Here is a 14,610-nt window from a genome sequence, read left to right on the forward strand (position 1 = left end):
GTCGTCCCTGTGAGCGGGCCCTATGGGGTGCGCTGGTGGGGACGACTCGGGTTGTGGCTCCGCCCATCTTTGGAGTCGTCCCTGTGAGCGGGGCCTATGGGGTGCGCTGGTGGGGACGACTCGGGTTGTGGCGCCACCCATCTTTCGAGTCGTCCCTGTGAGCGGAGCCTATGGCGTGCGCTGGCAGGGACGACTCGCAGTCGAGCCGGCCACATCTCCGCGGCATCCGGTATGCACCAGGTCAGGCGGCGCGGGGGACTCCGAGCAGCCGCAGGTCGTGGGCGATGGTCTCAGGGGCATCCCGAAGCTCACGAGCGGTGCAGCGGATCTGCACACGGTCGTGCGCGGCGAGTGCTCGCTGGCGGGCCAGGTCGTCCTCCCACTGCTCGACGTCCATGTGGAACGCTCCGTCGATCTCCAGCACCAGCGTTCGGCCATCGGGCAGCAGCCATTCGCAGTCTGTGTACCGGATCCGGCCGCGCGCATCCCGACGCTTGGTCTGCTGTCGCGGTGCGCAGAGGCTGTAGTCGCGACACATCCGCAGGACGTCCAGCTCCGCGACGGACTGGGATCCATCTGCGATCTCGTCCAGGGCCTGTCGGAACATCGGCGCCCAGCGCAGGGGTCGCATCCGATCGACCCATTCGCGGAGCAGCGCCGGCGTCGTGAGCCCCTGTTGCACGGCTGCCGCCAGCAAGCCTTCAGCCGTGCGCGTCGAGGGCTGATACGCCGCGAAGTGGAGCACGGCGGGTTCCAATCGGCAGACAGGAAGGTCGAGGTCGGGTCGTCTCATCGTCTTCAGCGGACGCCGCGTCTCGACGAAGCGGATCCCCTGCAACGGCGGTCCGAGCTCCCGGCCCAGCGGGACCAGCACGGTGACCTCGTCGCGATGCCAGTTGCGGAGTCCGCCGAGCTCCGCCGCGGTGAGGTCGCCGATGAGCGCGGAGCCGCCCGCGTGCAGGACGCCGAGCCGCATGAGCTGTGCCCGGGTGAGCTCTCCGGTCGTCGTACCGATCACGAGTGACGATCGCGCGACCCACCGATCCGTCGAGATCCGATGCCGGATCATGCCTCGGGTCACGCCGAGCGCGTGCAGCTGAGCCCGGGTGATCAGCCCCTGTTGTGCGTATGCGACTTCGCGCCATCCCATGTCACGCAGAGTGCCGCATGGAGGCGAGTCGCCGCGGAAACTATCCACAACCTCCGAGTCGTCCCTGCCAGCGGAGCCCATGGTGTGCGCTCACGGGGACGACTCGGAGTGTGGTGACCCGCGTTGGAGAGTCGTCCCTGCTAGCGGAGCCCATGGCGTGCACTCACGGGGACGACTCGGACTGTGGTGACCCGCGTTGGGGAGTCGTCCCTGCCAGCGGAGCCCATGGTGTGCGCTCGCGGGGACGACTCGGAATGGGGGATCCGGGACGACCCGGATCACGGCGCCGTGACGCGCCCTGCGGACCAGGGCACGCTGCCACAACCGCAGAGTCGTCCCCGTCAGCGGAGCCTATGGCGTGCGCTGGCGGGGACGACTCGGAATGCAGGGAACCGCGGGGACGACTCGGAACGCAGGGGCCCCGGGGGTCGCTCGGAACGGTGCGACAGACCTGGGGTCAGTGCATCGCGGGGGCGGAGCCCTCTCCGGAGCCGGCTTCGTGCGGCTGGTCCTCGGGCTTGCGGATGATGAACGCGCCGAGGATCGTCACGGTCGCGATGACCGCGCCGATCACGAACGTGCTGCGCGAGCCGGCCGCGACCGCATCGGGGACCTCGGTGCCGCCGTTCGCGTTCACGATGAGCGTGAACACCGCGATCATCACCGCGATCCCGGCCGCACCCGCCACCTGCTGCACGGTGCCGATGACCGCGCTGCCGTAGGAGTAGAACTTCGGCTTCAGCGAGGCCAGCGACGCCGTGAACAGCGGCGTGAACGAGAGCGCGAGCCCGATCGACAGCACGGTCTGCGCGACGAGCACGATCCACACCGAGGTGGTCGTGGCGAGCGTCGTGTAGAACCACAGCGACGCGGCGGTGAGGATCGAGCCCGGGATCAGCAGGACCTTTGTGCCCCGGGAGTCGTAGATCCGCCCGATCACGGGGCCGAGCAGACCCATCGCGAGTGCACCGGGCAGCAGCACGAGCCCCGCCTCAGTGGTCTCCAGGCCGAGCGCCTTCTGCAGGAACAGCGGGATCACCGTGAGCGTCCCGAAGAACGCGAGCGACAGCAGGAACATCTGCACCATCGAGAGGGTGAAGTCGCGCGAGGCGAACACCCGCAGGTCGAGCAGTGCGTCGTCCTTGCGCTGCAGGATCACCTGGCGCCAGAGGAACGCGACGAGCCCCAACACGCCCACGACCAGCGCGATCACCAGGGGAGCGGCGGTGCCGCCGCCGCCGGCGAGGGCGCCGATCTGGCTGAGGCCGAACACGAGACCGCCGAAGCCGAACGCGCTCAGCACGATCGAGAGCACGTCGAGCGGCGCCTCGGTGCGCTCGCCGACGTTCGTCAGGAAGCGCCAGCCGATCAGCATCGCGACCAGCGCGATCGGCAGCACGACCACGAAGATCGCCCGCCAGGTGAAGTGATCGAGCAGGAAGCCGGACAGCGTCGGCCCGATCGCGGGCGCGAGCGAGATGACGATGCTGACGCGCCCCATCATCCGGCCGCGGCTCGCCGCGGGGACGAGGTTCATCAGCGTCGTCATGAGCAGCGGCATCATGATCGCGGTGCCGGAGGCCTGCACGACGCGGGCGACGAGCAGCACCGTGAAGCCGGGCGCGACCGCGGCGATCAGCGTTCCCGCGGAGAACAGCGCCAGGGCGCCGAGGAACATCTGCCGGGTCGTGAAGCGCTGCAGCAGGAAGCCGGTCGTGGGGATCACGACCGCCATCGTCAGCATGAACGCGCTCGTCACCCACTGGGCGGCGAGGGGCGTGATCTTGAGATCGTCGATGAGGTGCGGGATCGCCATGCTCATCGTCGTCTCGTTGAGGATCGCGACGAAGGCGGCGGCGAGGAGCACCCAGATGACCGCCATGTCTCGGCGGGGGATGAGAGAGGATCCTGCGCTCGTGGGCACGGAATCGGTGTGTGTGGCTGACATGCGCTCCTCCGGGAAAGCATTTCGAGGGGGAAGCTACGCGGAACGGCGATCGACTCTCAGGCTAACCACAGGGTCGGACATTCCATTCCCGGATCGGATCGCAAGAGGCCGGCGCTGCTGTGAGCAGCGCCCCGTCGCGGGCGTTGCGCCCTGAGCGGAAGAGGTCGGCCGCTGCGCCGCGACGTCCGTGCGCGGACATACGCTTACCCCGAAGCAGAGAACGGCAGGTGCCGACGGCGAGGGCGACCGGCGGCGGGCAGGGGTGTGGGCGGATGAGCATGATGGCCAGGATGGGCGGCGTGCGCGGCGGCCGCCCCGTCGACGAGGCGGCACAGCGCAAGCAGAACGCGGACGCACCCCGGATCCCCGACCTCGGGCGCCGAGTGGTCGGGCTGTTCCGGCCCTACCGGAACCGGATCCTGATGACGGTCCTGCTCGTCATCGTCGGCGCCGCGCTCGGCGTCATCCCGCCGCTCCTGGTGCAGAAGGTGTTCGACGACGCGCTGTTCCCGCACGGCGGGGGCGGACCGCAGCTCGATCTGCTGGTGGTCCTGGTCGTCTCGATGATCGGCCTGTACCTGCTGTCGTCCGGGCTGGGCGTCGTGCAGACCTGGCTCACCTCCACCGTCGGCAACAGCGTCACGGGCGACCTGCGCGTGCGGCTGTTCGAGCACCTGCAGTCGATGGAGCTGGGCTTCTTCACGCGCACCAAGACCGGTGTCATCCAGTCCCGCCTGCAGAACGACGTCGGCGGCGTCTCCGGCGTGCTCACGAGCACGGTCACGAGCATCCTCGGCAACACCGTCACGGTGATCGCCTCGCTCGTCGCGATGATCGTGCTGGACTGGCGGCTGACCATCATCGCCGTGTGCGTGATGCCCATCCTGGTGCTCGTGCAGCGCCGGGTGGGACAGGTGCGCGCGCGGATCGCCGGACAGACGCAGGAGTCGCTGTCCGAGCTCACCGCCATCACGCAGGAGACGCTGAGCGTCTCCGGGATCCTGCTGTCGAAGTCGTTCAACCGGCAGCGCTCGGAGTCGGCGCGCTATCAGGCGCAGAACCGCACCCAGATCCGCCTCCAGGTGCGCACGGCGATGAGCGGGCAGGGGTTCTTCGCGGTGGTGTCGGTGCTGATGTCGAGCGTGCCGGCGATCATCTATCTCGTCGCAGGGTTCCTCGTCGCGGGCGGCACCGGGACGATCACCGCCGGCGCGATCGTGGCGTTCACGACCGTGCAGGCGCGCCTGCTCATGCCGCTGATCGGGCTCATGCGGGTCGCGCTCGACGTGCAGACCTCGCAGGCGCTGTTCGCGCGCATCTTCGAGTACCTCGACCTGGTGCCCCAGATCCAGGACGCGCCGGATGCGCGCTCCGCGGTGGAAGCCCCCGGCCCGCGCGGCCGGCTGGAGTTCCGCGACGTGCGGTTCCGCTACCCCGATGCGTCGCCCGCCGCGCGCGACACCCTGCAGGGGATCTCGTTCACCGCCGAGCCGGGCCAGCACGTGGCCTTCGTGGGCCCCTCCGGCGCGGGCAAGACGACGATCCTCTACCTCGCGCCGCGGCTCTACGAGGCGTCGGAGGGGGCGGTGCTCTTCGACGGCGCCGACGTGCGCGACCTCACGCAGGAGTCGATCATCGACGAGATCGGGATCGTGTCGCAGGAGACCTACCTGTTCCACGCCACGATCCGGGAGAACCTCGTCTATTCCAAGCCCGACGCGACCGACGAGGAGCTCGTCGCGGCGTGCACGGCGGCCAACATCCACCATGTGATCGCCGGCTTCGAGGACGGCTACGACACCGTGGTGGGGGAGCGCGGCTATCGCCTCTCCGGCGGCGAGAAGCAGCGCATCGCGATCGCGCGGGTGCTGCTGAAGGATCCGCCCGTGCTGCTGCTGGACGAGGCGACGTCCGCGCTCGACACCGTCTCGGAGCGGGTGGTCCAGGAAGCGCTGGACGAGGCCGCCAAGGGTCGCACCACGCTCACCATCGCGCACAGGCTGTCCACGGTGATCGGCGCGGACGTCATCCACGTCGTGCAGGAGGGACGGATCGTCGAGTCGGGCACGCACGCCGAACTGCTCGCACAGGGAGGCCTCTACGCCGACCTCGCCGCACAGCAGGTGGCCGCGGCCCGGATCGACGACGACATCCGCTCCGCCTGATCGCCGGAGCCGGGCGCGCTCAGTGCGCGCTCAGCCCGCCGTCCACGAACAGCGAATGCCCCGTGACGTAGGCGGATCCGGCGCCCGCGAGGAACACGGCGGCACCGGCGAAGTCGGAGGGCAGTCCGTTGCGACCGATCATCGTGCGGGCGGCGAGCGCCGCGATCTGCTGCGGATCCTCCTGCAGGCGGGCGTTGAGCGGCGTCAGCACGAAACCCGGGACCAGGGTGTTGCTGGTCACACCGGTACCGCCCCACGCCTCCGCCTCGGAGCGCATCAGGGATTCGATCGCGCCTTTCGAGACGCCGTAGATCCCGCTGCCGACGAAGGCGCGGTGCGCCTGCTGCGAGCTGATGTGGATGAGGCGGCCGTAGCCGCGCTCGGCCATGCCGCCGGCGTACCTCTGTCCGAGCAGGAACGGGGCGAGAGCGTTCACCGTCATCGTGGCGTCCCAGTCGGCCTCGGTGATGTCCGCGAAGGCGGGGCGGATGTTGATCCCGGCCGAGTTCACGAGGATGTCGGGCTCGCCGAAGGGCAGGGCGGCCGCCTCGCCGACCGCGCGGATCCCGTCGCGCGTGGCGAGGTCGCCGACGACGCCCGCCGCGCGGCAGCCTGCGTCCGTGAGCTCGCGCACGGTTTCCTCGATCCGCTCGGCGCCGCGGGCGACGATCACCGTGGCGGCGCCGGCGCGGGCGAGAGCGGTCGCGATGCCGCGGCCGATTCCCGAGCTGCCGCCCGTGACCACGGCTGTGCGGCCGTCGAGGGAGAACAGGTCGGAGAGATAGTCGTTCATGGTGGTCCTGATTCTGGGCGGCTCCGTGCGCGCGGGCGCGCGGGCCGTCCGGGGAGATGGCCGCGGCTACCAGCGCAGCGCGGCGGCGAGGGTGGGATCCACGCGGGCGTCGGCGAACTCGGGGAGTGCCTCGAGCTCTTCGAGGAACGCTCGGACCGCCGCGGGATACGCGGGGTCGGGGTGGGTGCCGGCGATCTCCTGGAGCGGCGGCACGTCCATCGCGAGGATGAGCTCGAGCCTAGCGGCCACCGCGTCGCGCGCGCCCGCCCGATGCAGCACGTCGATGCCGCCGCGCAGCGCCGCGAGGTAGTCGTGCAGCACGCGGACCTTGTGCTTGCCCTGCGTGATCGAGGTGCCGTTCTCGCGCAGCCGCCACTTCACGACCACGTCGGGGATGACGTCGAAGGCGCGGGCGGTCGTGTACATCCGCTGCGCCACGACCTGGTCCTCGTAGGCGACGCCCTCCGGGAACCGGAGGTCGTGCCAGAACGCCGTGCGGCTCACCTTCGACCACGCCACGATGTTCGCCGACGCGGCCGGGTGCGCGAAGATCGTGGTCCGGAGGCGCTCCGGATCTGTCGCCGCCGCGACCCAGGGCTGCACGCGCCCCGCCACGTAGCGCCGGCCGTCCCAGCGGGAGCGCACATAGGCGCCCGTCACGAAGTCGCTGCCGGTGGCGGCGAGGGTGCGGGTCATCCGCTCGAGAGCGGTCGGGGTGAGCTCGTCGTCGCCGTCGAGGAAGCCGAGGTACTCGGTGTCGACGAGGTCGAGGGCCGCGTTGCGGGCGGCGCCGAGTCCGCGCGAACGCGCGTGACGCAGGAGCGTGAACCGGGGATCCTCGCGCGTCGCGGCCTCGAAGATCCGGCCGGTGTCGTCCCTCGAGCCATCGTCGACGAGGATCGCACGCCACGAGGTCTCGGTCTGCGCACGCAGCGAGTCGAGGGCGGCGGGGGCGAAGTCGGCGATGTCGCGACCGGGCACGATCACGGTCACGAGCGGAGCGGGCACCTCGCCAGTCTAGGAGCGCACGGATGCCACGGCGTCGGCCACGAGCGCTGCGAGTCGCTCCGGGCCGTCACCGGCGAGACCGGCGTGCCCGAGCGTGAAGCGCACCGACGTCTGCGCGACGACGGGGTCGATCCCGCACGCCAGCAGCACGTGGGAGGGCTCATCGCTGCCGGCCGCGCACGCCGATCCGCTGGACGACACCACGCCGCGCCGCTCGAGTTCGAGGAGCACCGCTTCTCCCGAGACCTCGGCGAACGTGAAGCTCGCCGTGCCGGGCAGTCTCCGCTCCGGGTCGCCGGTCAGGCGTGCCGAGGGGACCGCCGCGAGGATCCCCGCGATGAGTCGCGCGGACTGCGCGCCGACGCGGGCGGCGGCCTCTGCGCGTTCGCCTTCGGCCAGATCGAGCGCCGTGGCCAGGGCGACCGCGCCCGCGACGTTCTCGGTGCCGGAGCGTCGTCCGCGCTCCTGTCCTCCGCCGTGCACGAGGGGCTCGAGCGGCACGCGTCCGCGCACCGCGAGCGCGCCGATGCCCTTGGGCGCGCCCAGCTTGTGACCGGCGATCGCGATCGCATCGGCGCCGAGGCCCGACAGCGGCAGCCATCCCGCGGACTGCACCGCGTCCACGTGCACCGGCACGCCCCGCGCCGCGGCGCCCGCGGCGATGCCCGCCACGTCCTGGATCGTGCCGATCTCGTTGTTCGCGTGCCCGACCGCGACGAGCGCCGTGTCGTCGCGGATCGCCGCCGCGACCGAGGCCGGATCCACCCGTCCTCGATCGTCCACCGGGACGAGGGTCGCCTCCACGTCATGGAAGCGCGCGAGATACGCCACCGACTCCAGGATCGACTCGTGCTCGATCGGCGTCGTGATCACGTGCCGCCCGCCTCGGGCGCCCCTCGTCTCGTCGCTGCGCTCCTCGCTCGGGAACCGCGCGGCCAGCACGATGCCCTTGACCGCGAGGTTGTTCGCCTCGGTGCCTCCGGCGGTGAAGACGATGTCGCCGGCGCGCATCCCCAGCACGCGGGCCACCCTGGCGCGCGCGTCCTCGAGCGCCGCGCTCGCCGCCTCGCCCACCGTGTGGTGGCTGGACGGGTTCCCGAACGCGCGGGTCAGGAACGGGGCCATCGCCTCGAGCACCTCGGACCGCACGGGCGAGGTGGCCGCGTGATCGAGGTAGAGCGGACCGGTCATCTCAGCCGATCCGCGGTCCGGCGTCGATCCGCACGTCGAGTCCGAGGTCGAGAGCCCGCGCCGAGTGGGTGAGCGCGCCCACCGAGATCACGTCGACCCCCGTGCCCGCGATCCCGCGCACGGTGTCGAGGTTCACACCGCCCGAGGCCTCTGCGGTCGCCCGTCCGTCGATGAGCGCGACGCCGGCGCGCAGATCCTCGAGCGAGAAGTTGTCCAGCAGCACGGTGTGCGCGCCGCCTTCCAGGACCGCGGGGATCTGGTCGAGCCGGTCCACCTCGACCACGACGTGCGCGGTGTGCGGCAGCGTCGCGATCGCCTCGCGCAGCGCGGTGGCGAGATCGCGTCCGTCGCGGCTCAGCACGGCGAGGTGGTTGTCCTTGGCCATCACCGCGTCGGAGAGCGAGAACCGGTGGTTGCGCCCGCCGCCGGCGAGCACGGCGTGCCGCTCGAACGCGCGCAGACCAGGGGTGGTCTTGCGGGTGTCCGCGATGCGCACCCGCTTGCGGTCGGGGCCGGCGCCGTCGACCGCGGCGACGTAGGCGGCGGTCAGGGTCGCGATGCCGCTGAGGCGCTGCGTGAAGTTCAGCGCCACGCGCTCGGCCGTGAGCAGGCTGCGGGCGGATCCGGTGACGGTCGCGAGGACGTCGCCCGCGGCGAAGGCGTCGCCGTCCGCGACGTGCAGGTCGACCACGGTCGACGGATCCGTGAGCGTGAACGCCGCGGCGAAGACGTCGCCGCCGGCCAGCACGCCGGGCTCGCGGGCGACGAGGTCGGCGGTCGCCGTCGCGTCGGCGGGCAGCAGCGCGGTGCTCGTCAGGTCGCCCCACGGGGCGTCCTCTTCGAGGGCGGCCCCGACGACGCGGGTGAGGAGGGCGGGAGTGAGCATCAGACTCCGATCAGGGCGGGGGCCGGATCCGCGACGGGAACCGGATGAGACGAGGCGAGGAGGTGGTGCGCGCCGACCGAGACCGGGCGGGCGAGGGCGGCGTCGATCATGGCCTCGGCGACCTGGAGCAGGTTGCGGTCCTCGACCGCGGTGCGGGTGAGGACCTCCGGCGCCCGCCAGGCGCGGACGGACGCCCGCGCCGCTTCCAGCCCCTCGGCCGTGCGCAGAGGACCGACGTGGTCCCACATGAGGTCCTGCAGAGCTGCGCGGGAGAACGGATCCGCTGCCCCGGCCCGATCAGGGGCGACGGACGCGGGCGTCTGTCCGCGGACGCCGGCGCCGACGTGGGGCCCTGGTGCGACCGTTCCCAGCGCCGCCGCGGCCCGCGCGCCGAACACGGCCCCCTCGAGCAGGGAGTTCGAGGCGAGCCGGTTGGCGCCGTGCACGCCCGTGCGAGCGGTCTCGCCGACCGCGTAGAGGCCGGCCAGCGTGCTGCGGCCGTCGATGTCGGTGACCACGCCGCCCATGAGGTAGTGCGCGGCGGGCGTGACGGGGATGGGCTCGCGGGCCCAGTCGAAGCCGCGCTCCCGCGTCACGCGGTCGATCGTCGGGAAGCGGCGGGCGAGACGCTCCGCGCCCAGCGCCGTCGCGTCGAGACGCACCGGGCCTCCCTGCTCCCGTGCGCGGCGCACGACGGCCCGCGTCACTACGTCGCGCGGGGCGAGTTCGCCGTCCGGGTGCGCGTCGAACACGAAGCGCGTCCCGTCGTCGTCGATGAGCGTCGCGCCCTCCCCGCGCACCGCCTCGGAGATCAGGAACGCGGATCCCGGCGCGGCCAGGATCGTGGGATGGAACTGCACGAACTCCAGGTCGGCGACCGCCGCGCCCGCGCGCAGAGCGGCCGCGATGCCGTCGCCCGTGCAGACCGCCGGTGCGGTGGTGTGCCGGAACAGCCGCCCCGCCCCGCCCGTCGCGAGGATCACGGCGTCCGCCGGAACTTCGACGGTCCGACCGGCCGCGAGGAGCCGGGCTCCCCGCACCGCCGCGCCGTCGGCGATCAGGTCCACGAGCATCGTGTGCTCGCGCACGGCGATGCCCGCGTCCCGCACGGCGCGGACGAGGGCGGCGGAGATCGCCGCGCCCGTCGCGTCACCGCCGGCGTGCGCGATACGGGCCGCGGAGTGCGCGGCCTCGAGCCCCCGCAGAAGCCGCCCCTGCGGGTCGCGGTCGAAGGGCACGCCCCGGGCGACCAGCTCCGCGATGCGTGCAGGAGCCTCGCCCACGAGCACGTCGACCACGGCGGCATCGGAGAGGCCGGCCCCTGCGGCGAGCGTGTCGGCGGCGTGCGCGGCGGGGGAGTCAGCCAGACCGTCGGCGTCCACGCCGTACACCCCGGCGATCCCGCCCTGGGCGAGCGCGGTCGCGCCGTCGCCGAGGGCGTCCTTCACCACGACCTCGACACGGTGACCGGCCTCGTGCGCGCGCAGCGCCGCGGTGAGGCCGGCGATCCCGCCGCCGATCACGAGCACGTGCAGCGCTTCGGCGGCGCGGCGCTCGCGGGAGGCCTGCATCAGGCCACCGCCACCGGAGGGCGCGCCGCCAGCATGCGCTCGAGCGCGACGCGCGCAGGGTCCGCCACGTCCGCGGGCACCGTGATCCGGTTCGGCGTGCGCCCCGCCACGAGCTCCTCGAGCACCCAGGCGAGGTAGCCGGGGTGGATCCGGTACATCGTCGAGCAGGGGCAGACCACCGGATCCAGACAGAAGATCTCGTGCTGCGGATACTCCGCCGCGAGCCGCCGCACGAGGTTGATCTCGGTGCCGACCGCGTAGGTCGTCGGCTCGGTCGCGGCGGCGATGGCCTTGCGGATGAAGTCGGTGGAGCCGGCCTCGTCCGCGGCGTCGACGACCTCCATCGGGCACTCGGGGTGCACGATCACGCGCACTCCGGGGTGCTCGGCGCGGGCCTGGTCGATCTGGGCGACCGTGAACCGGCGGTGCACGGAGCAGAACCCGTGCCAGAGGATGACACGGGAGTCCTGCAGCTCGTCGGCGGAGGATCCGCCGAGCGGGCGGCGCGGATTCCACATCGGCATCTGCGCGAGCGGGACGCCCATCGCCTTCGCGGTGTTCCGGCCCAGGTGCTGGTCCGGGAAGAACAGCACCCTGCGTCCGCGCGCGAATGCCCACTCCAGCACGGTCCGGGCGTTCGACGAGGTGCACACGATGCCGCCGTGCCGGCCGACGAAGCCCTTGATCGCGGCCGAGGAGTTCATGTACGTGACGGGGATCACGGGCACGAGTCCGTCGGCGTCGGGCTCGTCGAGCGGGCCGAGCACGTCGGCGAGCTGCTCCCAGCAGTCCTCGACCTGGTCGATGTCGGCCATGTCCGCCATTGAGCAGCCGGCGGCGAGGTTCGGCAGGATCACGGCCTGATCCTCCCCGGAGAGCAGATCTGCCGTCTCCGCCATGAAGTGCACGCCGCAGAAGACGATCGCCTCCGCGTCGGGATGCTGCTTCGCGAACCCCGCGAGCTGGAACGAGTCGCCGACGTGATCCGCGTGCCGCACGACCTCCTCGCGCTGATAGAAGTGCCCGAGCACCACGACGCGCTCGCCGAGCGTCGCCTTGGCGGCGCGGATCCGCTCGTGCAGCTCGTCCTCGTCGGCCTCGCGATAGGAGGAGGGGAGCTCTCCCTGACGGGGCGCGCCGGTCGGGATCACGTCGCCCATGGACGATCCGGGGCCGTAGCCGGGGATCGTGTCGAAGTTCCACGGCCCCGCGGCGAGATCCGTCGTGCAGGTCGCCTCGGTGGACGCCCCCGTGACGATCAGGCGCAGCGCGTGGTCGACGGACGGATCGATCGGATTCGGTCCCTGAGCCTGTCGATTCGGTCCCTGACCCTGTCGAAGGGCGGAGGTGGTGCTCATGAGGTCCTCGTCTCGTCGGGGGCGAGCGGGCCGCGGTCGGCCAGCTCGACGTCGGTGGCATCGCGATACAGCCGGGCCGGCCGGTGGCTGCCCGTGCGGAACGCGTTGGTCGGGATCAGGGTGCGCGTCGCGTCGACCTGACGGCGGAAGTTCGCGGGATCCAGCTTGCGTCCGAGGATCGTCTCGTACGCCTCGCGCAGGTCTGCCAGGGTGAACTCCGGGGGCAGGAAGCCCTGCGCCACGCGGCTGTAGCCCGCCTTGTTGCGCAGGCGCCACAGCGCGTACTCGACGATGCGCGCGTGGTCGAAGGCGAGTGCGGGCAGATCGGAGGCGTCGAACCACTCGACGTTCTCGATCTCGACGCCGGCCGACCGGCGCGCCGCGAGCTGCTGGTCGACGAGGTCCTCGCGCAGCAGCGCCCAGTACACGACCGAGATCACGCGGCTGGGGGAGCGGTCCACGGCGCCGAAGGCGTACAGCTGCTCGAGGTAGCTGGGGGCGAGGCCGGTGGTCTCGGCGAGCGTGCGCGCGGCCGCCGCAGTGAGGCCCTCCCGCACGTCCAGCCAGCCGCCGGGGAGCGCCCATTCCCCGGCGTGCGGGTCGCGCGTGCGGCGCACCAGAGGCAGCGCGATGCGCGGGGCGGCGCCGCCGTCGCGGCGCATCGTGAGGATCACCGTCGAGACGGCGACGCGGATGCCGTCCTCGGATCCCTCGCTTCTGGTCATCATGACTCTAACCTCCGGGATCCGATCTTAGAGTCATTCTGACCAGAAGGCGAGTCCGTGACGCGATGAAGCGCGCACGCGGGTCTTCGCCGTGCTGCCGCGAGAAGCCCCCGTCGCGATAGGATGGGCGCGCACAATTGAACACGTGGCCGCATGGTCTGTGCGGGAGAGTCCGGTGATCGCTGCCGGACACCGAAGGAGCAAGCCTCCCCGCCAATCTCTCAGGTAACCGCACCGCGCTGACCCGGCCGCTCTGGAAAGTGATTTCGAGCGAAGCAAGAAATCAGGTTGAGCGAGGCCGCCGAAGGCGCCCGAGCCGAAACCCCGGTGAGCAGACCCTCGCGGATCTCCACCTCTTCTTGCTTCACGACGGATCCGCCGACGGTGAAAGCCCTGCTCCCTCGAGGAGTCGCGGCGAAACTCTCAGGCCCATGACAGAGGGGGAGTTCTCGGATCCGCGCGCCGCGCGGCTCCTCGCCGATCCGCACGGGAGAGCTCCATGACAGACCCCCGCTACACCCCGCTCCGGGAGCGCCACGAGGCGCTCGGGGCCTCGTTCACCGACTTCGGCGGCTGGCAGATGCCGGTCCGCTACACGTCCGATCTCGCCGAGCACCACGCGGTGCGCGAGAGCGCGGGCATCTTCGACATCTCGCACATGGCGGAGTTCACGATCCTCGGCGCCGGCGCGGGGGAGTACCTCGACTACGCGCTGGCCGGCCGGCTGTCCGCGCTCGCCGTGGGCAAGGCGAAGTACTCCCTGCTGCTCGCCGAGGACGGCGGGATCATCGACGACGTGATCGTCTACCGGCTGGGCGAAGACGACTTCCTCATCATCAGCAACGCGGGCAACCGCGACGCCGTGCGCGAGGCGCTGCTGACCCGCACGGCGGATCGCGAGGTCGTCGTCGAGGACGTCTCCGACGACTACGCCCTCATCGCGGTGCAGGGGCCGAACGCCGAGACGATCCTCGCCGGCACGCCTGGCATCGACGACGTCTCGATCCCCTGGACGGAGCAGAAGTACTACGCCTGGGCGACCGCGGTCTTCCGCGGCAAGCCGCTGCTGCTCGCCCGCACGGGCTACACGGGCGAGGACGGCTTCGAGCTCCTCGTCGCCGCGGCCGATGCCGCAGCGCTCTGGGACGCGGTCGTCGCCGCCGGGGCGGAGCACGGGCTCGTCCCCGCGGGTCTCGCCGCGCGCGACACGCTGCGCCTCGAGGCCGGCATGCCGCTCTACGGGCATGAGCTGAACCGCGGGACGAAGCCGGCACAGGCCGGGCTCGGCCGCGTCGTCGTCTCCGACAAGGAGAGCTTCGTCGGCAAGGACGGCATCGCGCCTGCAGAGGGCGCGCGCGTGCTCGTCGGCCTGGCCGCGGAGGGCCGTCGCGCCGGTCGCGCCGAGTACGCGGTCGTGACAGAGGACGGCGCGGTGATCGGCGAGATCACGAGCGGCGCCCTGAGCCCCACGCTGGGCCACCCCATCGCCATGGCCTTCGTCGACCCTGCGGTCGCCGACGGCTCCGTCCCCCTGTTCCTCGACGTCCGCGGAACGAGGATCCCCGCGACCATCACCGCCCTGCCTTTCTACCGGAGGAAGAAATGACCGATCTGAACACCCTGCGCTACAGCGAAGAGCACGAGTGGGTCGCCGTGGACGGCGAGTCCGCGACCATCGGCATCACCGACTTCGCCGCTGACGCCCTCGGCGACATCGTCTTCGTCGAGCTGCCGGCCGTCGGCACCTCGTTCAGCCGCGGCGACGTCTTCGGCGAGGCCGAGTCGACCAAGTCCGTCTCCGAGCTCTACGCGCGT

At 71.8% G+C, this 14,610-nt stretch carries 11 protein-coding genes, 1 pseudogene and 1 riboswitch; of the genes and pseudogenes, 3 read left to right on the top strand and 9 right to left on the bottom strand.

The features are described from left to right. Nucleotides 1-241 precede the first annotated feature (241 nt). Together B7X32_RS10485 and B7X32_RS10490 are read right to left on the bottom strand one after the other, a co-directional pair. Nucleotides 242-1,150: a hypothetical protein gene (locus tag B7X32_RS10485; protein WP_292719241.1), complete on the bottom strand. Its 909-nt coding sequence runs from the start codon at nt 1,148-1,150 to the stop codon at nt 242-244. Between the two features lie 457 nt (nt 1,151-1,607). Continuing rightward, nucleotides 1,608-3,098: an MDR family MFS transporter gene (locus B7X32_RS10490; RefSeq protein ID WP_292719243.1), complete on the bottom strand. Its 1,491-nt coding sequence runs from the start codon at nt 3,096-3,098 to the stop codon at nt 1,608-1,610. Between the two features lie 272 nt (nt 3,099-3,370). On the opposite strand from B7X32_RS10490, the gene B7X32_RS10495 reads away from it, so the two are divergent. Further along, nucleotides 3,371-5,263, top strand: coding sequence for an ABC transporter ATP-binding protein (locus B7X32_RS10495; protein ID WP_292719245.1), 1,893 nt, complete (start codon nt 3,371-3,373; stop codon nt 5,261-5,263). A gap of 19 nt (nt 5,264-5,282) precedes the next feature. On the opposite strand, the gene B7X32_RS10500 is transcribed toward B7X32_RS10495, so the two are convergent. The 7 genes from B7X32_RS10500 to B7X32_RS10530 all read right to left on the bottom strand — a co-directional run bounded on the left by B7X32_RS10500 (nt 5,283) and on the right by B7X32_RS10530 (nt 12,795). Then, nucleotides 5,283-6,056, bottom strand: coding sequence for an SDR family oxidoreductase (locus B7X32_RS10500; protein WP_292719247.1), 774 nt, complete (start codon nt 6,054-6,056; stop codon nt 5,283-5,285). Nucleotides 6,057-6,122: 66 nt separating this feature from the next. Further along, on the bottom strand, nt 6,123-7,064 hold the full coding sequence (locus tag B7X32_RS10505) for a glycosyltransferase family 2 protein (RefSeq protein ID WP_292719249.1): 942 nt from the start codon (nt 7,062-7,064) through the stop codon (nt 6,123-6,125). Nucleotides 7,065-7,073: 9 nt separating this feature from the next. Beyond that, complete coding sequence (locus B7X32_RS10510; protein WP_292719251.1) at nt 7,074-8,255, bottom strand: cysteine desulfurase family protein; 1,182 nt, start codon at nt 8,253-8,255, stop codon at nt 7,074-7,076. 1 nt (nt 8,256) lies between these two features. After that, complete coding sequence (gene nadC / locus B7X32_RS10515; RefSeq protein WP_292719253.1) at nt 8,257-9,141, bottom strand: carboxylating nicotinate-nucleotide diphosphorylase; 885 nt, start codon at nt 9,139-9,141, stop codon at nt 8,257-8,259. After that, a complete protein-coding gene (gene nadB, locus B7X32_RS10520) occupies nt 9,141-10,712 on the bottom strand; it encodes an L-aspartate oxidase (RefSeq protein WP_292719255.1) in 1,572 nt (523 codons plus the stop codon). Before nadB ends, nadC begins: the two co-directional genes overlap by 1 nt. Beyond that, nucleotides 10,712-12,070: a quinolinate synthase NadA gene (nadA, locus tag B7X32_RS10525; protein ID WP_292719257.1), complete on the bottom strand. Its 1,359-nt coding sequence runs from the start codon at nt 12,068-12,070 to the stop codon at nt 10,712-10,714. The genes nadB and nadA overlap by 1 nt, the downstream gene beginning before the upstream one ends. Continuing rightward, nucleotides 12,067-12,795, bottom strand: a complete 729-nt coding sequence (locus tag B7X32_RS10530; protein ID WP_292719261.1) for an NUDIX domain-containing protein — start codon at nt 12,793-12,795, stop codon at nt 12,067-12,069. The genes nadA and B7X32_RS10530 overlap by 4 nt, the downstream gene beginning before the upstream one ends. 153 nt (nt 12,796-12,948) lie before the next feature. Further along, nucleotides 12,949-13,042, top strand: a riboswitch (glycine riboswitch). A 252-nt stretch (nt 13,043-13,294) separates the two neighbouring features. On the opposite strand from B7X32_RS10530, the gene gcvT reads away from it, so the two are divergent. Both gcvT and B7X32_RS10540 read left to right on the top strand, forming a co-directional pair. Further along, complete coding sequence (gene gcvT / locus B7X32_RS10535) at nt 13,295-14,401, top strand: glycine cleavage system aminomethyltransferase GcvT (protein ID WP_292719259.1); 1,107 nt, start codon at nt 13,295-13,297, stop codon at nt 14,399-14,401. After that, a pseudogene (locus B7X32_RS10540) lies at nt 14,398-14,610 on the top strand (glycine cleavage system protein H); the annotation flags it as partial. The gene gcvT and the pseudogene B7X32_RS10540, both read left to right, overlap by 4 nt.

It is taken from the genome of Microbacterium sp. 13-71-7 (genome assembly GCF_002257455.1).
Classification (GTDB): Bacteria; Actinomycetota; Actinomycetes; order Actinomycetales; family Microbacteriaceae; genus Microbacterium.